Source organism: Variovorax atrisoli, assembly GCF_014195185.1.
Lineage (GTDB): Bacteria > Pseudomonadota > Gammaproteobacteria > Burkholderiales > Burkholderiaceae_C > Variovorax > Variovorax atrisoli.
Genome location: NZ_JACIBG010000005.1, coordinates 209,676 through 233,058, shown reverse-complemented (window position 1 = coordinate 233,058; position 23,383 = coordinate 209,676). Strand labels below are relative to the sequence as shown.

Annotated in this window: 23 protein-coding genes and 1 riboswitch; of the genes, 7 read left to right on the top strand and 16 right to left on the bottom strand. The window is 67.4% G+C overall.

Translation table 11 applies throughout. From position 1 onward, the window contains the following. Positions 1-92 precede the first annotated feature (92 nt). Positions 93-863, top strand: coding sequence for a DUF72 domain-containing protein (locus FHY06_RS18910; RefSeq protein ID WP_184606021.1), 771 nt, complete (start codon positions 93-95; stop codon positions 861-863). 106 nt (positions 864-969) lie between these two features. On the opposite strand, the gene FHY06_RS18905 is transcribed toward FHY06_RS18910, so the two are convergent. Further along, on the bottom strand, positions 970-1,491 hold the full coding sequence (locus FHY06_RS18905) for a bactofilin family protein (protein ID WP_019653684.1): 522 nt from the start codon (positions 1,489-1,491) through the stop codon (positions 970-972). 114 nt (positions 1,492-1,605) lie between these two features. Here FHY06_RS18905 and FHY06_RS18900 point away from each other — a divergent pair, with 114 nt between their 5' ends. Further along, positions 1,606-2,556, top strand: a complete 951-nt coding sequence (locus FHY06_RS18900) for an ion transporter (protein ID WP_145759483.1) — start codon at positions 1,606-1,608, stop codon at positions 2,554-2,556. On the opposite strand, the gene FHY06_RS18895 is transcribed toward FHY06_RS18900, so the two are convergent. From FHY06_RS18895 to FHY06_RS18880, 4 genes are all read right to left on the bottom strand, one after another. Further along, a complete protein-coding gene (locus FHY06_RS18895; RefSeq protein ID WP_184606020.1) occupies positions 2,501-3,088 on the bottom strand; it encodes an IMPACT family protein in 588 nt (195 codons plus the stop codon). The two genes, FHY06_RS18900 and FHY06_RS18895, sit on opposite strands and share 56 nt — an antisense overlap. Positions 3,089-3,095: 7 nt before the next feature. Further along, a complete protein-coding gene (gene metW, locus FHY06_RS18890) occupies positions 3,096-3,686 on the bottom strand; it encodes a methionine biosynthesis protein MetW (RefSeq protein ID WP_019653681.1) in 591 nt (196 codons plus the stop codon). Then, positions 3,683-4,846 carry a homoserine O-succinyltransferase MetX gene (metX, locus tag FHY06_RS18885; protein ID WP_019653680.1) on the bottom strand — a complete coding sequence of 388 codons (1,164 nt, stop codon included), beginning with the start codon at positions 4,844-4,846 and terminating at the stop codon, positions 3,683-3,685. Before metX ends, metW begins: the two co-directional genes overlap by 4 nt. Positions 4,847-5,074: 228 nt before the next feature. Continuing rightward, complete coding sequence (locus FHY06_RS18880) at positions 5,075-5,638, bottom strand: TMEM165/GDT1 family protein (protein ID WP_019653679.1); 564 nt, start codon at positions 5,636-5,638, stop codon at positions 5,075-5,077. 17 nt (positions 5,639-5,655) lie between these two features. Further along, a riboswitch (yybP-ykoY riboswitch) is annotated at positions 5,656-5,834 on the bottom strand. A 272-nt stretch (positions 5,835-6,106) separates the two neighbouring features. On the opposite strand from FHY06_RS18880, the gene FHY06_RS18875 reads away from it, so the two are divergent. Beyond that, positions 6,107-6,625, top strand: a complete 519-nt coding sequence (locus tag FHY06_RS18875; RefSeq protein WP_184606019.1) for an RNA-binding regulator — start codon at positions 6,107-6,109, stop codon at positions 6,623-6,625. Positions 6,626-6,768: 143 nt separating this feature from the next. Here FHY06_RS18875 and FHY06_RS18870 read toward each other — a convergent pair whose 3' ends face one another. From FHY06_RS18870 to FHY06_RS18855, 4 genes are read right to left on the bottom strand one after another with little or no spacing between them, the layout of a single operon-like run. Then, positions 6,769-7,557 carry an SDR family oxidoreductase gene (locus tag FHY06_RS18870; RefSeq protein ID WP_184606018.1) on the bottom strand — a complete coding sequence of 263 codons (789 nt, stop codon included), beginning with the start codon at positions 7,555-7,557 and terminating at the stop codon, positions 6,769-6,771. 14 nt (positions 7,558-7,571) lie between these two features. Continuing rightward, positions 7,572-8,237, bottom strand: a complete 666-nt coding sequence (gene lptC, locus FHY06_RS18865; RefSeq protein WP_184606017.1) for an LPS export ABC transporter periplasmic protein LptC — start codon at positions 8,235-8,237, stop codon at positions 7,572-7,574. Continuing rightward, a complete protein-coding gene (locus tag FHY06_RS18860; RefSeq protein ID WP_184606016.1) occupies positions 8,234-8,782 on the bottom strand; it encodes a KdsC family phosphatase in 549 nt (182 codons plus the stop codon). The genes lptC and FHY06_RS18860 overlap by 4 nt, the downstream gene beginning before the upstream one ends. After that, positions 8,782-9,783: a KpsF/GutQ family sugar-phosphate isomerase gene (locus tag FHY06_RS18855; protein WP_019653674.1), complete on the bottom strand. Its 1,002-nt coding sequence runs from the start codon at positions 9,781-9,783 to the stop codon at positions 8,782-8,784. The genes FHY06_RS18860 and FHY06_RS18855 overlap by 1 nt, the downstream gene beginning before the upstream one ends. 142 nt (positions 9,784-9,925) lie before the next feature. Between FHY06_RS18855 and FHY06_RS18850 the strand changes: the two genes are divergently transcribed. Then, positions 9,926-11,911: a monovalent cation:proton antiporter family protein gene (locus FHY06_RS18850; protein ID WP_145759479.1), complete on the top strand. Its 1,986-nt coding sequence runs from the start codon at positions 9,926-9,928 to the stop codon at positions 11,909-11,911. A 37-nt stretch (positions 11,912-11,948) separates the two neighbouring features. On the opposite strand, the gene FHY06_RS18845 is transcribed toward FHY06_RS18850, so the two are convergent. The 7 genes from FHY06_RS18845 to rpmH all read right to left on the bottom strand — a co-directional run bounded on the left by FHY06_RS18845 (position 11,949) and on the right by rpmH (position 17,735). Beyond that, on the bottom strand, positions 11,949-12,932 hold the full coding sequence (locus FHY06_RS18845) for a zinc ribbon domain-containing protein (RefSeq protein WP_184606015.1): 984 nt from the start codon (positions 12,930-12,932) through the stop codon (positions 11,949-11,951). 106 nt (positions 12,933-13,038) lie between these two features. After that, positions 13,039-13,500, bottom strand: coding sequence for a Crp/Fnr family transcriptional regulator (locus FHY06_RS18840; RefSeq protein WP_019653672.1), 462 nt, complete (start codon positions 13,498-13,500; stop codon positions 13,039-13,041). Positions 13,501-13,601: 101 nt separating this feature from the next. Further along, positions 13,602-15,008, bottom strand: a complete 1,407-nt coding sequence (gene mnmE / locus FHY06_RS18835) for a tRNA uridine-5-carboxymethylaminomethyl(34) synthesis GTPase MnmE (protein ID WP_132801604.1) — start codon at positions 15,006-15,008, stop codon at positions 13,602-13,604. An 84-nt stretch (positions 15,009-15,092) separates the two neighbouring features. Then, positions 15,093-16,790, bottom strand: coding sequence for a membrane protein insertase YidC (gene yidC, locus FHY06_RS18830; protein WP_184606014.1), 1,698 nt, complete (start codon positions 16,788-16,790; stop codon positions 15,093-15,095). Continuing rightward, positions 16,787-17,074 (bottom strand): membrane protein insertion efficiency factor YidD, encoded by a 288-nt coding sequence (gene yidD / locus FHY06_RS18825; RefSeq protein ID WP_019653669.1) that lies wholly within the window; start codon positions 17,072-17,074, stop codon positions 16,787-16,789. The genes yidC and yidD overlap by 4 nt, the downstream gene beginning before the upstream one ends. Further along, positions 17,071-17,499 (bottom strand): ribonuclease P protein component, encoded by a 429-nt coding sequence (locus FHY06_RS18820; RefSeq protein WP_184606183.1) that lies wholly within the window; start codon positions 17,497-17,499, stop codon positions 17,071-17,073. The genes yidD and FHY06_RS18820 overlap by 4 nt, the downstream gene beginning before the upstream one ends. A 101-nt stretch (positions 17,500-17,600) precedes the next feature. Further along, positions 17,601-17,735, bottom strand: coding sequence for a 50S ribosomal protein L34 (gene rpmH / locus FHY06_RS18815; RefSeq protein ID WP_007834827.1), 135 nt, complete (start codon positions 17,733-17,735; stop codon positions 17,601-17,603). Between the two features lie 317 nt (positions 17,736-18,052). On the opposite strand from rpmH, the gene dnaA reads away from it, so the two are divergent. The 3 genes from dnaA to gyrB all read left to right on the top strand — a co-directional run bounded on the left by dnaA (position 18,053) and on the right by gyrB (position 23,376). After that, positions 18,053-19,432, top strand: coding sequence for a chromosomal replication initiator protein DnaA (gene dnaA, locus FHY06_RS18810; protein WP_019653666.1), 1,380 nt, complete (start codon positions 18,053-18,055; stop codon positions 19,430-19,432). Between the two features lie 96 nt (positions 19,433-19,528). Beyond that, complete coding sequence (dnaN, locus tag FHY06_RS18805; RefSeq protein ID WP_184606013.1) at positions 19,529-20,635, top strand: DNA polymerase III subunit beta; 1,107 nt, start codon at positions 19,529-19,531, stop codon at positions 20,633-20,635. Positions 20,636-20,769: 134 nt separating this feature from the next. Continuing rightward, positions 20,770-23,376 (top strand): DNA topoisomerase (ATP-hydrolyzing) subunit B, encoded by a 2,607-nt coding sequence (gene gyrB, locus FHY06_RS18800; RefSeq protein ID WP_019653664.1) that lies wholly within the window; start codon positions 20,770-20,772, stop codon positions 23,374-23,376. Positions 23,377-23,383 lie beyond the last annotated feature (7 nt).

Sequence of the window (23,383 nt, the reverse complement as noted above, 5' to 3'; positions counted from 1 at the left end):
TGGGTTCTCCGCGGGTGACGAAAGAAAGGACGCATTTTGCGCCTTGGAGCGACCGCGCGTAGAGTGCGGGCGATCTCAACCCGGAGGGCCACGTGAGCAAGGCAAACATCAAGGTGGGCATCGGCGGCTGGACCTACGAGCCCTGGCGCGACAACTTCTATCCCAAGGGGCTCGCGCACGCGAAGGAACTCAACTACGCGAGCCGCAAGGTCAGCGCCATCGAGATCAACGGCACCTACTACAGCACCTTCAAGCCCGAGACCTTCCGCAAGTGGCGCGACGACACGCCCGACGACTTCGTGTTCTCGATGAAGGCCTCGCGCTTCGCGACCAACCGCAAGCTGCTGTCGGGCGCGGGCGACTCCATCAAGCGCTTCATCGACAGCGGCGTGGCCGAGCTCGGCGACAAGCTCGGGCCGATCGTGTGGCAGTTCATGCCGACCAAGCAGTTCGACGCGGAGGACTTCGAGGCTTTTCTCGCGCTGCTGCCGAAGAAGGAGGGCAGCCGCGCGCTGCGCCACGTGATGGACGTGCGGCACGAGAGCTTCATCGTGCCCGCCTACAAGGCGCTCGCGAAGAAGTACAAGGTGTCGACGGTGTTCACCGACGCCGACAAGTTTCCGTCCTTCGAAGAGCCCGAGGGCGACATCGCCTACGCGCGGCTGATGATGGCCGACGCCAAGCTGAAGCTGGGTTATGCGCCGAAGGCCCTCGACACATGGGCCGAGCGCGCGCAGGGGTGGGCCACGTCGCCGAAGAAACGCGACGTGTTCGTCTACTTCATCAACGGCGCAAAGGAAAAGGCACCGGCTGCTGCCGGTGCCTTGCTGGAGCGTCTTGGATGGACCGCGCCTGCCACGTGAAAGGCGCCCGTGGGCGCCGCCGGGCCGCTCCCAGGCGGTCCGCGCCATTCCCCTCGAGGGATGGATTTACACGCAGCGAAGCGAAGCGAAAAGCCGGGGGCCGACTTCAGGCCGCAGCCTGCAGCGAGGGCTTGGCGGCGCCGAAGCTGATCTCGCCGGAGATCTGGCCGCCTTCCTCGATCACGATCTTGCCGTAGCGGATCTTGCCCGTGACCTTGCCGGTCGAGTGGATGACGAGCTTCTCGCGCACGGTGAGGCTGCCGTCGAACACGCCGCGGATCTCGGCGATGTCGATCTCGGCGGAGCCCTTGAACGCGCCCTGTTCGGCGATCTGCATCAGGCGCGAGTCCATGGTGGCTTCGACCAGGCCTTCGACCACGAGCGTGTCGCAATCGGTGATCTCCACGCCCTTGAGCTTGATGTTGGGACCGACGGTCAGCTTGCTGCCGCCTTCCTTGGCCGGCGCGGTCGCGGGAGTGTTCAGGCCGCCTTGCTGTGCGGTGAGCGAAGAAGGATTGACGGGGCTTCCGGAGAGGTTGGTGCCCGAGCCGACGAGCGGCGCGGGGCGCGATGTCAACGAATCGGTGTCACGATCACGCTTGCCGAAGAAGGGGGACTGTGTAGCCAAAGGGGAGCTCCTCATGAAAGGGACTATCGTAAGAACGCACTCACGGCCTGCGGCACTTCATTGCGCAAGAAGCGTAACTGAATAAGTCGATCGCGCGCATGACAATGTGGCGCCATGACCCGCCAGAACACCGCAGCCGACGCCACGCCTTCCACCATGCCCGCATCGCGCGCCATGTCGGCCTCTTCGGACTCGCGCTTCGACAAGCCCGCGCACGGCTGGCGGCGCACGCTCTTCACGGTGATCTTCGAGGCCGACACGCGCGCAGGGCTGTGGTTCGACCTCGCGCTGATCGCGGTGATCGTGGCGAGCGTGCTCGTGGTGATCCTCGACAGCGTGCAGTCCATCCGCGAGCAGTGGCGCTCGGTGTTCAACGTGCTCGAATGGGTGTTCACGGCGCTCTTCACGCTGGAGTACATCGCGCGGCTGAGCTGCGTGAACAGGCCGCTGCGCTACGCGACGAGCTTCTACGGCGTGATCGACCTGCTCGCGCTGCTGCCGACCTTCCTCGTGGTCTTCGCGCCGGAAATGGGGCTGGGCTATCTCATCGACGTGCGCATCCTGCGACTGCTGCGCGTGTTCCGCATCTTCAAACTATCGCGCTACTCGGTCGAGTACCGCGCGCTGGTCTCGGCGGTGGCGGCGAGCCGGCGGAAGATCACCGTGTTCGTCGGCTTCGTGATGCTCGTGGTGCTGGTGATGGGCACGCTGATGTACGTGGTCGAGGGGCCGCAGCACGGCTTCACCAGCATTCCGGTGGCGGTCTACTGGGCGATCTCGACGATGGCCACCGTGGGCTTCGGCGACCTCGTGCCCAAGACCGACCTCGGCCGCGCGATCGCCTCGGTGATGATGCTGGTGGGCTGGGGCGTGCTCGCGGTGCCGACCGGCATCGTGACCGCCGAGATGGCGCGGCGCGGGAGCGACGACGAACCGGCCGTCCTGCCGGTGGCGCAGCGCGGCGTTCTCGCGATGGTCGAGCCGGCACCCGCGGTCCCGGCGAAGAGGCTCACTCCTGCGGCCAGACGACGCGCCCTTGCGCAGCATCGCCGAGGCGCGCGATGAAGGCGTCGGCCTCGGGCTCCGGCAGCGAGAAGGCGAAGGCCACGTCGTCGCCGTGCTGCGCGCCCTCGAGCACCGCGCCCGCGGCAGCGAGCTCGCGCCGCACCAGCCCTTCGAGCGCATAGGGCACCGAGCAGCGCAGGCTGCGCTGGCGCAGGAGCGGCACCAGCGTGGCGCCGAGCAGGGCCTGCGCGACCGCATCGGTGTAGGCCCGCACGAGCCCGCCCGCGCCCAGCTTCACGCCGCCGAAGTAGCGCACCACGGTCGCGAGCGCACCCTCGACCTGCTGGTGGCGCAGCACTTCCAGCATCGGACGTCCTGCGGTGCCGCCGGGCTCGCCGTCGTCGTTCGCGGCCGACTGCCCGCCCGCCATGAGGGCCCAGCACACGTGCGCCGCCGCGGGATGCTCGGCACGCAGCGAGGCGACCACGGCCAGTGCCGCCGCGCGGTCGGCCACCGGCTGCACGCAGCCGATGAAACGGCTCTTCTTGATGACGAGCTCGCTGTGGACCGGCTGTGCGAGCGTGAAGCTCATCGCGCTATCAGCCGCCGCCGCGCTCGAACTTGAAGACGGCCGTGCTGGCGCGCGCGTTGGGCAGCCAGCGCACGTCGCGGCCGTTCTGCAGCCCGAAGGCGTCGAGGATGCGAAGGTTGTTCTTGCCGGCCAGCACCTCGAAGTCCTTGAAGGTGCCGACGCGGATGTTGGGCGTGTCGTACCACTGGTAGGGCAGGCGGCGCGTGACGGGCATGCGCCCGCGCGCCACGCTCAGGCGGTTGGGCCAATGCGCGAAGTTGGGGAAGGCGACGATGCCGATGCGGCCCACGCGCGCTGTCTCGCGCAGCATGACCTCCGCATTGCGCAGGTGCTGCAGCGTGTCGATCTGCAGCACCACGTCGAACGAGGCGTCGTCGAACATCGCGAGGCCTTCGTCGAGGTTGAGCTGGATCACGTCGACGCCGCGGCGGATGCACTGCAGCACGTTGCCGTCGGCGATCTCCACGCCGTAGCCGGTGCAGCCGCGCTCGCGCTGCAGCAGGTCGAGCAGGGCGCCGTCGCCGCAGCCGAGGTCAAGCACGCGCGAGCCCTGCGGCACGAGTTCCGCTATGAGTCTTTGGTGTTCGAGGTCGCTCATTGCTGGAACTCCTTGGCGACACGCTCGAAGTAGGAGCGCACCACGCCCATGTAGCGCACGTCGTCGAGAAGGAAGGCGTCGTGGCCATGCGGCGCGTCGATCTCGGCGTAGCTCACGTTGCGGCTGTTGTCGAGCAGCGCCTTGACGATCTCGCGGCTGCGCGCGGGCGAGAAGCGCCAGTCGGTCTTGAAGCTCACGAGCAGGAACTTGGCGCGCGCCTGGGCCAGCGCGGCGCTGAGCTTGCCGCCGTGGTTGCGCGCGGGGTCGAAGTAGTCGAGCGCGCGGGTGATCAGAAGGTAGGTGTTGGCGTCGAAGTACTCGCTGAACTTGTCGCCCTGGTAGCGCAGGTAGCTCTCGATCTGGAACTCGACGTCCTGCGTGGAGTAGCGGTAGTCCGCGCCTGCCGCCTCGCCTTCCACCGCGCTGCGCAGGATGCGGCCGAACTTGGCGTTCATCACGTCGTCGCTGAGGTAGGTGATGTGGCCGATCATCCGCGCGATGCGCAGGCCGCGCTTGGGCACCACGCCGTGTTCGTAGAAATGGCCGCCGTGGAAATCGGGGTCGGTCACGATGGCGCGGCGCGCCACTTCGTTGAACGCGATGTTCTCGGCCGTGAGGTTGGGCGCGCTGGCCACCACCACGGCGTGGCGCACGCGCTCGGGATACTGCAGCGTCCACGAAAGGGCCTGCATGCCGCCGAGGCTGCCGCCCATCACTGCGGCGAGCGTCTCGATGCCGAGCGCGTCGAGCAGCGCGGCCTGGGCGTCGACCCAGTCCTCGACCGTCACCACGGGGAAGTCGGCGCCGTAGACACGGCCCGTGGCGGGGTTGACGTGCATGGGGCCGGTCGAGCCGAAGCAGGAGCCGAGGTTGTTGACGCCGATCACGAAGAAGCGGTCGGTGTCGACCGGCTTGCCCGGACCCACCATGTTGTCCCACCAGCCCTCGGAGCGGGCCTGCCCCTGGTAGACGCCGGCGACGTGGTGCGATGCGTTGAGCGCGTGGCACACGAGCACGGCGTTGCTGCGATCGGCGTTCAGGGTGCCGTAGGTTTCGTAGGCGAGCGTGTAGTCGCTGATCGATGCGCCGCTGCGCAGGGCCAGCGGGCCTGCGAACTGCATCGACTGCGGAGTGACGACCAAAGGTGGCGACGAAGACATGAATGAAAAAACCCGGCCTCGCCAAAAACGAGCCGGGTTGTTCGCCAACTGACTGTCTTTAGCTGCATTTATCAAGCGCCCGCAAGCTGAAGCAAATCGGCGCAGAGAGAGTATATCCCCCAGGCTTCGCGCACTGCGTGTCGCTTCGCCTACCCCCTTGGGAAGGGGCAACACCTGCGGCCCGGCAAAGCCGGTTCCGCGGTGTTCCTGGGAGGGGGACGGTGTTTTTTATATGCCGACGATCATGAGAACGCCGAGCACCAGGAAGATCGCTGCCGAGATGCCGTGCACGAGCTTGATCGGCACGCGCCGCACGATCTTCTCGCCGAGCCACACCACGGGCGCGTTCGCCAGCATCATGCCCAGCGTGGTGCCCACGACCACCCAGAAGTAGTCGTGCGTGAAGCGGGCGGCGAGCATGACGGTGGCGATCTGGGTCTTGTCGCCCATCTCGGCGAGGAAGAACGCGACGACAGTGGTGCCGAAGACGCCGAACTTCGATGCACCGGGGGCGTCATCGTCGTCGAGCTTGTCGGGGATCAGCATCCAGACGGCCATCGCGATGAACGAGCCGCCCAGTATCCATCGCAGCACCTCGGGTCCGAGCCAGCGAGTGAGGTAGTTGCCGACCGCGCCCGCGAGCGCGTGGTTGATGACGGTGGCGGCGAAGATGCCGAGGACGATCGGCCAGGGTTTCCTGAAACGCGCGGCCAGGAGAAGGGCCAGGAGCTGGGTCTTGTCGCCCATTTCCGCGAGCGCGACGACGCCCGTTGCTACGAGAAAAGCTTCCATGATGACGTGGGGTTCCTTGGGCCGAAGGACGCAATTGACCGTGCAACACCTTCGGCCATATTCCCGAAGTTGCACGGTCAAAGGTCTCGCCAGGTGTTTTTCACTGCACGCGCCATATCCTGGTGGGACAGGACAAGTCTGTTGACGCGGGCCCTTCTCGCAGATCGGAAGGCGGCTACTCCCCAATGACGATCGGAATTCTACATGCAGGCACGGATGTAGGGCGAAGGACTTCGCTTCATCACGAGAGTATGCGCAAACTTCCGAATTGTTTTGACAGGTGCTACCTCAAGAAGCAAATTCCCGCTTGCAATTCGGATATTTCACCCATAATGCACGAGCCTCCCTCTTCAATTTGGTCGGGAGGCAGTTCGGTGATCGGTCAGTTTCGCGCGACTCGACGCTCTCGTTTGAGTGATGCTTTCGGGACTCCATCGCTTTTCTTGATGTGTTTATAGGAGTCCCTTGATGGGCAACAAACTGTACGTCGGCAACCTGCCTTACTCGGTGCGCGACGGAGATCTCGAACAAGCCTTCGGGCAGTTCGGCGCCGTGACCAGCGCCAAGGTCATGATGGAACGCGACACCGGTCGCTCGAAGGGCTTCGGCTTCGTCGAGATGGGCAGTGACGCGGAAGCACAGGCCGCAATCAACGGCATGAACGGCCAGCCCCTGGGCGGCCGCAGCGTCGTCGTCAACGAAGCACGTCCGATGGAAGCCCGTCCCCCGCGCAGCGGCGGCTACGGCGGCGGCGGTGGTGGTGGTTATGGCGGCGGTGGTGGCGGTGGCTACGGCGGCGGTGGTGGTGGCGGCTACGGTGGTGGCGGTCGCTCCGGCGGCGGTGGCGGCTACGGCGGCGGTGGCCGCAGTGGTGGCGGCGGCGGTGGTGGCGATGGCGGTTTCCGCAGCCCCTACGGCGCAGGCCCCCGTGGCGGCGGCCGCTCGGGCGGTGGCGGTGGTTACGGCGGCGGCAACAGCGGCTACTGAACCCTGCGACACTCCTGCAAAGCACACTCAGACTGAAAAGGCTCCCTCGGGAGCCTTTTTCTTTGCCTGTCCACTTATCTGCTTGTTTGCGTGTCTGCCGGTGGATTCGGTCCGACCGGATGCGATCAGGCCGCCGAGTTTCTTCAGGCTTCGCCGCTTCGCTTTTTACGCTCGCGCCCCTGCACGGCCCGGTCGAGCACGGCGTTCGGCAGCATGCGCATGATCTTCGCGACCACACCCATCTGCCAAGGGATCACGCGATAGCTGGTGCCGGCCTCGATGGCACGCAGCGCCTGGGCGGCGAAGTCTTCCGCCTTCATGAGGAAGGGCATGCCATAGCGGTTGCCCTGCGTGAGCGGCGTGTCGATGTAGCCCGGGCACAGGGTGACGACCTTGACGCCGCTCTTGTGCAGTTCGCCGCGCAGGCTCTCGCAGTACGCCACCACGCCGGCCTTGCTGGCGCAGTAGGCGCCGTGCCCCGGCAGTCCGCGGATGGAGGCCACGCTGCCGATGCCAACCAGCCGCCCGCTGCCGCGCCGGACCATCGCCCGCACGAAGGGATGGAAGGTGGCCATCAGGCCCACGTTGTTGGTTGCGAAGGTGCGCGCCATCACGTCGATGTCCTCGCGCTCCCCCGTGTCGATGCCGACGCTGATGCCCGCATTGGAGATCACCACGTCGGGCAGGCCCTGCTGTTCGATGCACGCGTTGCCGGCGGCGACGATGCTGTCGGTCTGGGCGACGTCGGCACCGTAGACCCGGTAGCGGTCGGGGCTCAGCCGGTGGGCGCTCGCCCACGATTCGATCTCTTCCGTGCGCCGCGCGACCAGCGCCAGCCGGTAGCCCGCGTTGTAGAAGCTCGCGGCCAGTGCCTGGCCGATGCCGCTGGAAGCGCCGGTGATGAAGACGAGCGGGGAGCTGCCGTTGGCCATGCGACGAATCTTCCTCAGCGCTTCTTGGCCGGCGCGGGAGCTGCGGCCGCTGCCGCCGACGGGATCAGCACGCCGCGCACCCGGCCGTTCAGGTTGGCCACGCCGCTGAGGTTGTCGTAGTCGAGCGTGTCGCCGGTGAACTGGTCGGTGCCGCGGATGAGCGTGACCGGCTTGTTCGAGGTGACGCGCTCGGTGTCGACATAGGCATGCAGGAAGTCGCCGCGGAACTCCAGCTGCGGCGTGGGCTTGCCGTTCGGTCCCACGGAGGGGTCGCGGATGACGATCGCATTGCCGAAGAGCTGAATCTCGCTGCCGTCGGAATTCGACAGCCCGCGGTCGGCGCTGCCGCGCGTCACGAGCCCCTCGGGGGACACCGAGCGCATGCGCACCTTGTCGATCTCGATGGTGTCGGTGTCGGGGTAGTGCCGGCCTTCGACGCCGTGCAGCTCGCTGCGCAGGTCGCCGTTGGGCAGGAAGTTCTTGATGACGAAGTCGCGCATGAAGTAGTCGGGCTCGTGCGTGGGCGCGACCTTGGGAGTGGGCTCCAGCAGCTTGGGCGCGTTGCGCACCAGCCAGTAGGTGCCGAGCGCGACGGCGGCCGTCAGGATGATCGGCAGGTAGATCGTGGCGCGGTCGAGGCCGTCGCGCACCATGCCCCACGCGCGTTTCATGCCGCTCATGCGATCGGCCCCCGGGCCGCGTCGAGCATGACGCGGTACTGCCCGCAGGCCGTGAGCAGCAGGTCGCAGAACTCCCGCGCCGCGCCTTCGCCGCCGCGGGCCTTGGTCACGTAGCGGGCGATGCCGCGCACTTCCGCATGGGCATTGGCCGGCGCCGCCGGGAAGCCCACGCGCGATAGCACCGGCAGGTCGGGCCAGTCGTCGCCGATGGCCGCGGCCTGCGCCCAGCCGAAGCCGAGCTGGTCGAGCATCGCCTGCGCGGCGGGCAGCTTGTCTTCGGTGCCGTAGCGCACGTGCTTGATGCCCAGCGCCTCCAGGCGCACGCGCAGCGGCTTGGAATCTCGCCCGGTGATCACCGCCGGCACGATGCCCGCCTTGCGCAGCAGCTTCAGGCCGTAGCCGTCGAGGATGCTGAAGCGCTTGAGCGTCTCGCCGTGCTCGGTGAAGTACACGCCGCCGTCGGTCAGGACGCCGTCGATGTCGAAGAAGGCGATGCGCACGTCCTGCGCGGCGAGCAATGCCTCGGCCTGGAACTCGAGCGGCATCAGATGACTTTCGCCCGCATCAGGTCGTTGGTGTTGATCGCGCCGACGACCACGCCTTCGCCGTCGATCACGAACAGCCGCGTGATGCCGCACTGCTCCATGAGCTCGGCGGCCTCCACCGCCAGCGCGTCGACCCGGATGGTGCGCGGGTTGCGGTGCATGACCTCGGCCGCCCTCGGGCTGCGCAGGTCGGCGCCGGCCTCGATCAGCCGGCGCAGGTCGCCATCGGTGAAGATGCCCGAGGCACGGCCGTCGGGCTCTACCACGGCCGCGGCGCCGAAGCCCTTGTTGCTCATGGCGCGCATCAGCTCGCTGATGTTGGCGTCGGGCGCCACGCGCGGGACGTCGTCGCCCGAGCGCATGACGTCGCTCACGTGGGTGAGCAGCTTGCGTCCGAGCGCGCCGCCCGGATGCGAGCGCGCGAAGTCTTCCGAGCCGAAGCCGCGTGCGTCGAGCAGCGCCACGGCCAGCGCGTCGCCCATCGCCATCTGGGCGGTGGTGCTGGCGGTGGGGGCGAGGTTGAGCGGGCACGCTTCCTTGGACACGCCGGCGTCGATCACGATGTCGGCGTGGCGGGCGAGGGTGGATTCGGGGCGGCCGGTCATGGCAATCAGGGGCACGCCCTGGCGCTTGACGACCGGCAGGATGACGGTGAGCTCGTCGACCTCGCCGCTGTTGGAGATGGCGAGCACCAGGTCGACCGACTTGATCATGCCCAGGTCGCCGTGGCTGGCCTCGGCCGGGTGCACGAACATCGCCGGCGTGCCGGTGGAGGCGAGGGTGGCGGCGATCTTGCGTCCGACGTGGCCGCTCTTGCCCATGCCCATCACGACCACGCGGCCGCGCACTTCGAGGATCTTGCGCACGGCCTCGACGAAGCTCGGGCCGACGCGGCTCTTCAGGCCGGCAACGGCTTCGGCTTCGATGTCGAAGGTGAGGCGTGCCCGGGCCAGGATGGCCTCGGGATCGGCCACGGGGGCCGGGGCGGGACGGGAGCTCATCGCCGGATTTTACGGGCCCGCGGCTTGCCCCCGCGCCCGGCGGGCCCCTTGCGGCACGGGCACGCCGGCCAGCCTGCGCCGCGCGGCGCCCGGTGTCCTCACTGAGGCGGCGCGCACGGCTCTTGCTCTAGCATCGGCGTCTATGTCTTCGTTCGATCTCACGCTGTTGTATTTGCTGGCCGCGGTGATCGGCGTGGTGGCGTGCCGCTCCCTCAAGCTGCCGCCGATGCTGGGCTATCTGTCGGCCGGCGTGCTGATCGGGCCGCATGCCTTCGCGCTGGCCCAGAACACCGAGGGCATCCAGCACCTCGGCGAATTCGGCGTGGTGTTCCTGATGTTCGTGATCGGGCTGGAATTCAGCCTGCCCAAGCTGCGCGCGATGCGAAAGCACGTGTTCGGCCTGGGCATGCTGCAGGTGCTGCTGACGATGGCACTCGCCACCGCCGGCGCGCTGCTGATGGCGCGGCTGCTGCCGCCCGCATGGCACCTGGGCTGGCAGACGGCGCTGGCGCTGTCGGGCGCGCTCACCATGAGCAGCACCGCCATCGTGGTCAAGCTGATGGCCGAGCGGCTCGAACTGGAGAGCGAGCACGGCAAGCGCGTGATGGGCGTGCTGCTGTTCCAGGACCTGGCGGTCGTGCCCCTGCTGGTGCTGATCCCCGCCCTGGGCGCGCCGCCGGAAGCGCTGGCCAAGGCGCTGGGCCTGGCGCTGCTGAAGGCGAGCTTCCTGATCGGCGTGTTGCTGTACGGCGGCCCGCGCGTGATGCGCTGGTGGCTCACGCTGGTGGCGCGCCGCCGCAGCGAGGAGCTCTTCATCCTGAACGTGCTGCTGATCACGCTGGGCCTGGCCTGGCTCACCGAACTGGCCGGCCTGAGCCTGGCGCTGGGCGCATTCATCGCGGGCATGCTGGTATCGGAAACCGAATACAAGCACCAGGTCGAGACCGACATCCGCCCCTTCCACGACGTGCTGCTGGGTCTGTTCTTCATCACAGTGGGCATGTCGCTCGACTGGCACATCGTGGTGGAGCGCTGGGTGCTGGTGGGCGTGCTGCTGCTGTTGCCGCTGGCCTTCAAGCTGGCGCTGGTGACGGTGCTGGCGCGGGTGCTGGGCGCCACCTCGGGCGTGTCGCTGCGCACCGGCCTGTATCTCGCGCAGGCCGGCGAGTTCGGCTTCGTGCTGCTGACGCTGGCCCAGGAGCGCAGCCTGCTGCCGCAATGGCTGGCCAACCCGGTGCTGGCCTCGATGGTGCTGTCGATGCTCGCAACGCCCTTCATCATCATGTACAGCAACGCCATCGTGCGAAAGCTCGTGGCCAGCGACTGGCTGCAGCAGTCGCTGCAGATGACGACCATCGCGCGCAAGACCATCAACACGGCGCAGCACGTGATCATCTGCGGCTACGGACGCTGCGGCCAGAACCTGGCGCGCATCCTGGAGCGCGAGGGCATCCCGTACATGGCGCTCGACCTCGACCCCGACCGCGTGCGGCAGGCCGCCGCCGCCGGCGATTCGGTGGTGTTCGGCGACGCGGCGCGGCTGCAGGCGCTGATGGCCGCGGGCCTGGCGCGGGCCAGCGCGGTGGTCGTGACCTACCTCGACGTGCCCGGCGCGATGAAGGTGCTGGCCAACACGCGCGCCCACGCGCCGCACGTGCCGGTGATCGTGCGCACGCAGGACGACCACGACCTCGAGAAGCTGCAGGCCGCCGGAGCGACCGAGGTGGTGCCCGAGGCCATCGAGGGTTCGCTGATGCTTGCGAGCCATGCGCTGGCACTCGTCGGCGTGCCGATGCGGCGCGTGATCCGCGTGGTGCAGGACCAGCGCGACGCCCGCTACAACCTGCTGCGCGGCTACTTCCACGGTGCCGACGACGACAACGCCGACGAGATCGACCACGAGCGGCTCAACAGCTTCACGCTCGACGCCCGTGCGCGCGCCGTCGGACAGACGCTGTCGGGGCTCGGGCTGAATACGCTGGGTGTGCGCATCGCAAGCCTGCGCCGCCACGACGGCCAGCCGCGCTCGGTGGCCGACGACACGGTGCTGTCGGACGGCGACACCCTGGTGCTGTCCGGCAAGCCGGCCGCGCTGGCGATGGCCGTCGAGCGTCTGCAGAAAGGCTGAGCGGCGGCGCGCCGCCCCTGCCTTCTCGCCGCTGCGCTCAGTTGATGAGCGTCGGGTTGCGCTTCTCTTCCTCGATGCGCTGCTGGCGGCGCACCGCCTCGCACTGCGCGTGGGCCTTGAACTCGGGCTTCAGGCACTGCGCCGCCATGCACTGGGCCCTGGCGATGAAATTGCGGTCGCCGCACATGGCTGCGGGCTCGGCCGGCGCCGCCGGTGCGGGCGGCGGGGCAGGGGCTGCGACGGGAGGCGGCGCCTCGGCGGCGGGCTGGGGCACGGCAGCAGCGGCCGGTTGCTTGCGCGCCTGCTTGGCGGCGGGGGGCTTCGGCGGCGTAGATGCCGTCGGCGCGGCCTCCGCGGGAGCCGCCGGTGCCGTCTGATCGGCAGCCTGCGCATCCGCTGCGAGGGGCTCCACGGGTGCCGGCTGTGGCGGCTCGGCCGCGGGCGGTGCGGCGACGGGCGCTGGCGCCACGGCGGCCTGCGGCGCGGTTTCCTCGGCGGCCGGCGCTGTCTTGCGCGTTCCGTAGCCGGACCAGCCCGCCACGATCATCGCCACCGCCACCAGCAGCAGGCCGACCCACAGCAGGATCGCCCGCCAGCGCGGTGCCCGGTCGATCGCAGCGGGCTTGCGGATCCTGACGCGGGGCTTCTTCGATCTCTCGCGCGACAGCGCCCAGCTCGATTCCAGCCCCTGCGGCGCCGCGGGCGGTGCCGGCACGCGCGGCGAGCCGTCGTCGTGCAGCATGAGGACGGTCTGCTCGTCGTCGTCATGCCGCGGCGCGGAGGCCGGCGACCTGCTGAAGAACGACGGGCGGGCCGGCGTCGGGGCCGGCGGGATCTCCTGGAGCGGCGCAGGAATGGTCGGGGCGCGGAGCTGGGCGGGTGCGGTGGTGGCCCATTCGCGTTCGGGGGTCGGCGGCGGAGGGATCCGGTCTCCCGCGGCGGACAGCTTGATGCCGCAGCTCCTGCAGAAATTCGCGCCGTCACGGTTCTCCGTGCTGCAGACCGGACAGATCGAGGCCATGGATTGCTTGCTGACTACTTCTTGTTTTTCAGGGGTCTTGGACGGCGGTGGCTGGCCCGCATCCGCAGGATCGATCCGGCGGCAGGCGGGAGAGGAAGCTTCCCGCTCAGGTCACCGCGACGCGCTTGGAACGGTGCGCCATGCGCTTGGCGATCACGCCGCCCAGCGCCATCGCGATCTCCAGCGCCATGTTGGGCTGGCGGTTGCCCAGTTCGCCGAAGCGGATCGCCGTGAGCCGCCAGACTCGGCCCGCGCCGGTGACCACCACGTTGGCCGAATGCGGTTGCCGCGAGAAGAACGAGCCTTCGCCGACCACCGACCCCGCGGTGAGCACGGCCAGCTTCATCTGTTCCTTGCTGCTGACGCGGTGCACGCTGATGGCGCCACTCTCGACGAAGAACACCGAGCGGTCGGGCGTGCCCTGTTCGATCAGCACGTCGCCGACGCCGGTGTCGATCGGCTGCAGGTAACCCGCCAGCGTTTCCCATTGCTGGACGCTGAACGTCAACGCGAACGCGTCGGTGTTGATGTTCTCCGCGATGGCGCGGCTCAGGTTCTGGATGGACATGTGTTTCTCGGCCCCCGCATGTGGGCTGAAGTATCCGCCATGGCCATGTTATTTCGCTACAACTGTTTACGTTTTTGGGGGCCAGCCGCTGCCGTCTGTGGCTATTTGCCAATGCAGAAGCGCGAAAAGATGACGCCCAGCAGGTCGTCCGCGCCGAACTCGCCGGTGATCTCGTTCAGGGCGTTCTGCGCCAGGCGCAACTCCTCGGCCAGCAGGTCGAGCAGTTGCGCCTGCGCCGCGAGGTGGTCGGCGGCCAGCGCCAGGTGCGTCTCGACCCGCGCCAGCGCCTGCACGTGGCGCGCACGCGCGAGGTACACGCCCTCGGGCACGGCCTGCCATCCCGCCATGGCCAGCAGCTGCTCGCGCAGGGCCTCGATGCCCAGGCCGGTCTTGGCGGAGAGGGCGATGCCCTGCGCCGGCCGGGCGGCGGGCGCTGCGTCCTGCTTGTTCCAGACGTCGAGCACCGGCACGCTCGCGGGCAGCTTGCGCTGAAGGCCGGCCAGGATCTCCGCGTCGGCGGCGGCGTAGTCGGGCTGGTCCGCGCGCGTCAGGTCGTGCAGGAACAGCACCGCATCGGCGCTCTCGATCTGCCCCCAGGCGCGCGCCACGCCGATCTGCTCGACCTCGTCGCTGCTCTCGCGCAGGCCGGCGGTGTCGGCCACGTGCAGCGGCACGCCGTGGATCTGGATGGTCTGCGAGACGACGTCGCGCGTCGTGCCCGCCACCGCGCTCACGATGGCCAGCTCCGCCCCGGCCAGCGCATTGAGCAGCGAGCTCTTGCCCGCATTGGGCTGTCCCGCGATCACGACCTTGATGCCCTCGCGCAGCAGGGCGCCCTGGCGCGCACGCTGCTGCACGGCGGCCAGCTGCGACTGCAGCTTCGCCAGCTGCCCGGCCGCGTCGGCCTTCTGCAGGAAGTCGATTTCCTCCTCGGGAAAGTCGAGCGTGGCCTCCACCAGCATGCGCAGGTGGATCAGCGCGTCGCGCAGCGTATGGATCTCGCGCGAGAAGGCGCCCGACAGCGATCGCCCGGCGCTGCGCGCGGCCGCCTCGGTGCTGGCGTCGATCAGGTCGGCGATGGCCTCGGCCTGCGCCAGGTCGATCTTGCCGTTGAGGAAGGCGCGCTGGCTGAATTCGCCGGGCTCCGCCACACGCAGCCCGGGCAGGCGGGGGCGGCCGGTGACCGGGTCGGGCTCGGCCGCCGCCTCCAGGCAGCGCGCCAGCAACAGCTGCAGCACCACCGATCCGCCGTGGGCCTGCAGTTCGAGCACGTCTTCGCCCGTGAAGGAGTGCGGTGAGGGAAAGTGGATGGCTAGGCCGTGGTCGACGGGCTCGCCCTCGGCGTCGCGGAACGGCAGGTAGGTGGCCTCGCGCGGCTTGAGCGCGCGGCCGCAGATCGCGTCGACCAGCGGCGCCAGCCTCGCGCCCGACACGCGCACGATGCCGACCGCGCCGCGCCCCGAGGCGGTGGCGATGGCGACGATGGGATCGGAGGTGCGGGCGAGCATGGTGGTGCGGATTCTTTCAGCAAAAAGGGCCGCTGACGCGGCCCTTCGAAGGATGGCTGGAGTGCCGTGCGGCTACTGCCGCCGTCACTTGGTGCCGAGCACGCCCAGCCGCTTGTTGATGAACCACTGCTGCGCGATCGACAGCACGTTGTTCGTGATCCAGTACAGCACCAGGCCGGCCGGGAAGAAGATGAACATCACGCTGAACGCGAGCGGCATGATCCACATCAGCTTGGCCTGCATCGGATCGGGCGGCGTCGGGTTGAGCCAGGTCTGGAAGAGCGACGTGGCCGTCATCACGATCGGCAGGATGTACCAGGGGTCGGGTGCCGACAGGTCGGTGATCCAGCCGATCCAGGGCGCATGGCGCATCTCGACCGACGACAGCAGCACCCAGTAGAGCGCGATGAACACCGGGATCTGGATCAGGATCGGGAAGCAGCCACCCATCGGGTTGACCTTCTCGGTCTTGTAGATCCGCATCATCTCCTGCTGCATCTCCTGCGGCTTGTCTTTCAGCCGCTCGCGCATTTCCATGATCTTGGGGTTGATGGCCTTCATCTTGGCCATGCTGGCGTAGGCCTTGGCGTTGAGCCAGTAGAAGGCCGCCTTCAGCAGCACCACCAGCGCGACGATCGACCAGCCCCAATTGCCGATCAGGCCGTGCAGCTGGTTCAGCAGCCAGTACAGCGGCTTGGAGATGATCGCGAAGATGCCGTAGTCCTTCACCAGGTCCAGGCCGGGGGCGATGGCTTCGAGCTTCTTCTCTTCCTCGGGGCCGGCGAACAGCGTGCTGTTCACGACCTGCGTGGCGCCGGGGGCGATCTTCGGCAGCGTGGCCACCATGGCGATGGAGAACTGGTTGTCGCCCAGGTCCTTCACGCGGAACTCGCGGCGCAGCTGTTCGCTGGCGGGGTCGCCGCGCAGCAGCCAGGCCGACACGAAGTAGTGCTGCACCATGGCGATCCAGCCGTCGTTGGCCGGCGGCGGCGGCTCGACCTTGCCCTTGGCGATGTCCTTGAAGTCGAGCTTGTGGAACTTCTTCTCGTTGGTGTACGCGGCCGGGCCGGTGAAGGTGTTGGTGCCGAACATGGTGCCGGCGGCCACGGTGCCGTGGCGCAGCAGCTGCATGTAGAGCTGCGCGTCGCGCGGCTGGTCGGTGGTGTTGACCACTTCGTGGCGCACGCCGATGGCGTAGTCGCCGCGGTGGAACACATAGGTCTTGACGTACTTCAGGCCGCCGACGGGGGCGCTCTCGAAGCTCACTTCCAGCGTGTTCTGGCCGTCGGCCATCTCGCGCGGGCCGGGCTTGGGCGTCATCTGCGTCAGGTGATTGGGGTAGCGCTCACCGGTGTCGACCTGGTTCAGCAGGCCGGTCTGCGCGACGTAGCGGGTGGCGGGCGAGCCATTTTCGAACAGCACCACGTGCTTGGTGCGGTCGGCCTCGTCGTACTTCAGCAGCTCGAGGTAGTTGACGGTGGCGCCTTCGCTGTCGATCGTGGCCTTGAACAGGTCGGTGGTCACCTTGACCTGCTCGCGCGGCGTGGCTGCGGCCGGCTGCGTGGGCACTGCGCCCGCGCTGCCGCCGGCAGCGGCGGATGCGGTCGGCACGCCGTTGTTGGCCGCGGGGGTGGCGTTGGCGGGGGCGGCGGCCGTGGCGGCCGGCTTGGTCGACGGCAGGAAGGTCGGCTTGTTGCCGTTGAAGACCTGCCATTGGTCCCACAGCAGCACCAGCGAGAAACCAAAAATCACCCACAGTATCGTGCGGCGGATATCGTTCATGACGAAGACTTCTTGTCGGAAGAGAGAAGAGACGAAAACAGCGATCCTGACCGCTCAGTGCGACGCTGCGATTTCGGCGGGACCGGATCGTGGCCGCCCTGGCACCAGGGCTGGCATCGCGCGATACGGTGCAGGGTGAGATAGCTGCCCTTGAGCGCGCCATGCACTTCCAGCGCCTCGATCGAATACACGGAGCAGGTCGGCGTGAAGCGGCACGACTGGCCGAGCCAGGGGCTCAGCAGCAGGCGGTAGGCCTTCACGATGCCGATCAGCACGCGTTTCATGGCGAGGAGGAGGGTGCCGCAGAAGGGGCCGGAGCCTGCGCCGCGGGAGTGCGCACGGCCCGTGCGAGCAATTGCCGGAGCTCGGCGCGCACGGCGGCCTTGAGCTTGTCCGAGGAGGCGCTCACGAACTCCTTGCGGTCGAAGCCCGCGCGCAGGCGCACCACGTGCGCCGCACGCGGCAGGCTGGCGCCCGACTCGGCGCTCACGGAATAGATCTGGCGCTTGATGGCGTTGCGCGTGACAGCGCGGCGCGCCCAGCGCTTGGGCACCATGGCCCCCAGCCAGACGTCGTCGGACGCGAACAAAGGCTGTGCGCTCGATGCGAGATCGAGCGCACAGCGATGCAATGCGAAATGAGCAGTGCGCGCCACGGTGGCACCTGCGAGGACGGCCTGGAATTGCGCGCGGGTCTTGAGCCGCTGCATGAGAGCCGGGCCGCTGGCGTCGCGCCTGTTCGGGCCAGCCACGCTGGCTGTTGGAGTTGGCGCTGACGAACCGGCTGCTGGCAACGGCAGGTGGGCTGCCGTCAGACGGCCAGGCGCTTGCGGCCCTTGGCGCGGCGTGCGTTGATGACGGCACGGCCGCCGCGGGTCTTCATGCGGACCAGGAAGCCGTGGGTACGGGCGCGGCGGACTTTGGATGCTTGGTAGGTGCGTTTCATGGTGATTTCCTTTTTCCCTGTTCGCGCTGGCCCTTCGCGCTTTCGCGTGCGAAAGCCTGAAGTACCTGCGGGGCGCCGGGCGAGCGTGTTTCGGATGACCCCCGAAAGACGCAAAGAGGTTTTCAGGGAAACCCGCAATTATCGCAAACATTGGGGCCCTGAACAATCTTCGAGCAGATTTGCGGGCCTTTCGACACACTCGGCGGCGTGTGGATAAGGTTTTGACAAGTTAGAATGTCAGGCGCCTTCCAGCAGAGAATATCCACAATACCTATACCAAAAAATGCCCGAGGGTCCCTTCACTTTTCCCTACGCCCATGTCGACTGACGGCATCGGCGAAAGCCTCTGGCAGGCCTGCGTCGACCAGCTCGCGCAGGAGCTGTCCGAGCAGCAGTTCAACACCTGGATCAAGCCCCTGACCGCACAGGTCGCCGACGACCTGTCGCGCATGACCGTGTTCGTCGCCAACCGGTTCAAGCTCGACTGGATCCGCGCCCAGTACGCCGGCAAGATCGCCGCCATGGCGGAGAAGATGTACGGCCAGCCGGTCGCCATCGAGTTAGCGCTTGCTCCTCGTGAAGTGCCCGTGCGTTCTGCGCCCGTGGCCGTCATGACCGAAACGGACGTGCCGCGCGACGTGGCCGGCCCGGGCGAGGAGCCGGCCGCCGCCGGCTTCAAGAACCGCCTGAATTCCGGCCTCACCTTCGACACCCTGGTCGAGGGCACGGCCAACCGCATGGCGCGCGCCGCGGCAATGCACGTGGCCGGCATGCCGGGCCATCTGTACAACCCTCTTTTCATCTACGGCGGCGTCGGCCTGGGCAAGACCCACCTGATGCATGCTGTGGGCAACCGGCTGCTGGCCGACAAGCCGGACTCCAAAGTTCTCTACATCCACGCCGAGCAGTTCGTCTCGGATGTGGTCAAAGCCTATCAGCGCAAGACCTTCGATGAGTTCAAGGAGCGCTACCACTCGCTCGACCTGCTGCTGATCGACGATGTGCAGTTCTTCGCCAACAAGGACCGGACGCAGGAAGAATTCTTCAATGCGTTCGAGGCCCTGCTGGCCAAGAAGTCGCACATCGTGATGACCAGCGACACCTATCCGAAGGGCCTGGCCGACATCCACGAGCGCCTGGTCTCGCGTTTCGACTCCGGTCTCACCGTCGCCATCGAGCCGCCCGAGCTGGAGATGCGCGTGGCCATCCTGATCAACAAGGCACGCGCCGAATCGGCCGAGATGCCGGAAGAAGTGGCCTTCTTCGTCGCCAAGAACGTGCGCTCCAACGTGCGCGAGCTCGAAGGCGCGCTGCGCAAGATCCTCGCCTACTCGCGCTTCAACCAGAAGGAGATCTCGATCGCCCTGGCGCGCGAGGCGCTGCGCGACCTGCTGTCGATCCAGAACCGGCAGATCTCCGTCGAGAATATCCAGAAGACGGTGGCCGACTATTACAAGATCAAGGTCGCCGACATGTACAGCAAGAAACGCCCGGCCAGCATCGCGCGGCCGCGGCAGATCGCGATGTACCTGGCCAAGGAGCTCACGCAGAAGAGCCTGCCGGAAATCGGCGAGCTGTTCGGCGGGCGCGATCACACGACGGTGCTGCACGCGGTGCGCAAGATCTCGGGCGAGCGCCAGCAGCTCACCGAGCTCAACCAGCAGCTTCACGTGCTCGAGCAGACCCTCAAGGGCTGACCGGAAAGAAATCGAATGTCGTCCAGGAAGCTCCCCGCGACAGCGGAGAATGGCGCCCTGCAAGCTGATTCAAAGAGATAGGAAGAGGAAGAAGACATGATCGTTTTGAAGGCAACCCAGGACAAGGTCGTCGCCGCGCTGCAGTCGGTGGCGGGCATCGTGGAGCGGCGTCACACCTTGCCGATCCTGGCGAACGTGCTGATCCGCAAGACCGGCGGCCAGCTGCAGCTGACCACCAGCGACCTCGAGATCCAGATCCGCACCACCGCCGAGCTGGGCGGCGACGACGGCAACTTCACCACCACCATCGGCGCGCGCAAGCTGATCGACATCCTGCGCACCATGCCGGCCGACCAGACCGTGAGCCTCGAGTCGAGCGCGAGCAAGCTGGTGCTCAAGGGCGGCAAGAGCCGCTTCACGCTGCAGTCGCTGCCCGCCGAGGACTTCCCGCTGGTGCAGGAGGCCGCCAACTTCGGTCCCGTCTTCAGCGTGCCGCAGAAGACGCTGAAGGACCTGCTCTCGCAGGTCTCGTTCGCGATGGCCGTGCACGACATCCGCTACTACCTCAACGGCATCCTGTTCGTGGCCGAGGGCAAGCAGCTGAGCCTGGTCGCCACCGACGGCCACCGCCTTGCCTTCTCTTCCGCCACGCTCGACGTCGAAGTGCCGCGCCAGGAAGTGATCCTGCCGCGCAAGACCGTGCTCGAGATGCAGCGCCTGCTGTCCGACGCCGAAGGCGCCATCGAGATGCAGTTCGCGAACAACCAGGCCAAGTTCAGCTTCGGCGGCATGGAGTTCGTCACCAAGCTGGTCGAGGGCAAGTTCCCCGACTACAACCGCGTCATCCCGAAGAACCACAAGAACACCGTCACGCTGGGCCGCGCGCCTTTGCTGGCCAGCCTTCAGCGCACCGCCATCCTGACCAGCGAGAAGTTCAAGGGCGTTCGCCTGAACATCGAGCCGGGCACGCTGCGCATCGCGTCGAACAACGCCGAGCAGGAAGAGGCCCAGGACGAGCTCGACATCGACTACGGCGGCGACACGATCGAGATCGGCTTCAACGTGACCTACCTGATCGACGCGCTGTCGAACATGGACCAGGACATGGTCAAGATCGACCTTGCCGACTCCAACAGTTCGGCGCTGCTGACCATCCCCGAGAACGCATCCTTCAAGTACGTCGTGATGCCGATGCGGATCTAAAAGACACAGACCACAGCGCCTTGCGCACACGACCCGCGGCCCTCCGCGGGTTTGCGCTTTCAAGAGGCGGCGAATTGAGCTTTTGAGAGCCCGAAAAATCACGCGAAACGCGTGAGAGACAGAGGAATATCCGAATGAGTGCTGAAGAAAACAAGCCCGACGTGCCGCACACCGAGCCCGTCTACATCCCCGAGATCGAAACCGTGGCCGCCGACACCAGCTATGGCGAAGGCTCGATCACGATCCTCGAAGGGCTTGAGGCCGTGCGCAAGCGCCCCGGCATGTACATCGGCGACACCTCCGACGGCACTGGGCTGCACCACCTCGTCTTCGAGGTGGTCGACAACTCCATCGACGAAGCGCTGGCCGGCCACTGCGACGACATCGTCGTGACCATCCACACCGACAACTCGATCTCCGTCACCGACAACGGCCGCGGCATTCCCACCGGCGTGAAGATGGACGACAAGCACGAGCCCAAGCGCTCGGCCGCCGAGATCGCGCTCACGGAGCTGCACGCGGGCGGCAAGTTCAACCAGAACAGCTACAAGGTCTCGGGCGGCCTGCACGGCGTGGGCGTGAGCTGCGTGAACGCGCTGAGCACCATGCTGCGCCTGGTGGTGCGCCGCGAGGGCAAGATCCACGAACTCGAATTCAGCCGCGGCTTCGTGCAGAACCGCCTGCTGGAGACGGTGAACGGCGTCGAGGTCTCGCCCATGAAGATCATCGGCGACACCGACAAGCGCGGCACCGAGGTGCACTTCCTGCCCGACACCGAGATCTTCAAGGAGAACTCGGACTTCCACTACGAGATCCTCAGCAAGCGCCTGCGCGAACTGAGCTTCCTGAACAACGGCGTGCGCATCCGCCTGAAGGACGAGCGCACCGGCAAGGAAGACGACTTCTCCGGCGCCGGCGGCGTGCGCGGCTTCGTCGAGTTCATCAACAAGGGCAAGACCGTCCTGCACCCGAACTCGTTCTACGCCGAGGGCGAGCGCCCGGCCGACACCTACGGCGGCATTCCCGGCACGCACATCGGCGTCGAAGTGGCGATGCAGTGGAACAGCGGCTACAACGAGCAGGTGCTGTGCTTCACCAACAACATCCCGCAGCGCGACGGCGGCACCCACCTCACGGGTCTTCGCGCGGCGATGACGCGCGTCATCAACAAGTACATCGAGGAGAACGAGCTGGCCAAGAAGGCCAAGGTCGAAGTCACTGGTGACGACATGCGTGAAGGCCTTTGCTGCGTGCTGAGCGTGAAGGTGCCCGAGCCCAAGTTCTCCAGCCAGACCAAGGACAAGCTGGTGTCCAGCGAAGTGCGCGCGCCTGTGGAAGACATCGTCGGCCGCCTGCTGACCGACTACCTGCAGGAACGCCCGAACGACGCCAAGATCATCTGCGGCAAGATCATCGAGGCCGCCAAGGCCCGCGAAGCCGCACGCAAGGCCCGCGAAATGACGCGCCGCAAGGGCGTGCTCGACGGCATGGGCCTGCCAGGCAAGCTGGCCGACTGCCAGGAGAAGGATCCGGCGCTGTGCGAGGTCTACCTGGTGGAGGGCGACTCCGCCGGCGGCTCCGCCAAGCAGGGCCGCGACCGGAAGTTCCAGGCCATCCTGCCGCTGCGCGGCAAGATCCTGAACGTCGAGAAGGCACGCTACGAGAAGCTGCTGACCAGCAACGAAATCCTGACGATGATCACCGCCCTGGGCACCGGCATCGGCCGCGCCGGCGCGAGCACGCCGGGCGGCGGCGCCGACGACTTCAACGTCGCCAAGCTGCGCTACCACCGCATCATCATCATGACCGACGCCGACGTCGACGGCGCCCACATCCGCACCCTGCTGCTGACCTTCTTCTACCGGCAGATGCCGGAGCTGGTCGAGCGCGGCCACATCTACATCGCGCAGCCGCCGCTGTACAAGGTCAAGGTCGGCAAGGAAGAGCAGTACCTGAAGGACGGCCCCGCGCTCGACGCCTTCCTGCTGAAGGTGGCGCTGAAGGACGCGCGCATCGAGACCGGCGGCGCCAGCTCGACCACGCTCAGCGGCGACACCCTGGCCGAACTGGCGCGCAAGCACCAGGTGGCCGAAGCCGTCATCGCGCGCCTGCGCAACTTCATGGACGCCGAAGCGCTGCGCGCCATCGCCGACGGCGTGGCACTCGACCTCGACACCACGCCCGCCGCCGAGGCCTCGGCCGTCGCGCTGCAGGCCAAGCTGCGCGAGCTCAACACGACCGGCGTGCCGGCCGAGGTGAGCAGCGAGTTCGACGCCCGCACCGACAAGCCGCTGCTGCGCATCAGCCGCCGCCACCACGGCAACATCAAGAGCAGCGTGCTCACCCAGGACTTCGTGCACGGCGCCGACTACGCCGCGCTCGCCGAGGCCGCCAACACCTTCCGCGGCCTGCTGAGCCCCGAAGGCGCGGTGGTCAAGCGCGGCGAGGGCGACCGCACCAAGGAAGAAAAGGTCGACGACTTCCGCCAGGCCATGAAGTGGCTCATCGGCGAAGCCGAACGCGCCACCTCGCGCCAGCGCTACAAAGGCCTGGGCGAGATGAACCCCGAGCAGCTGTGGGAAACCACCATGGACCCGAACGTGCGCCGCCTCCTGAAGGTGCAGATCGACGACGCGATCGAGGCCGACCGCGTGTTCACGATGCTGATGGGCGACGAAGTTGAGCCCCGCCGGGAGTTCATCGAGCAGAACGCGCTGCGGGCGGCGAATATCGACGTGTGATTCTTCT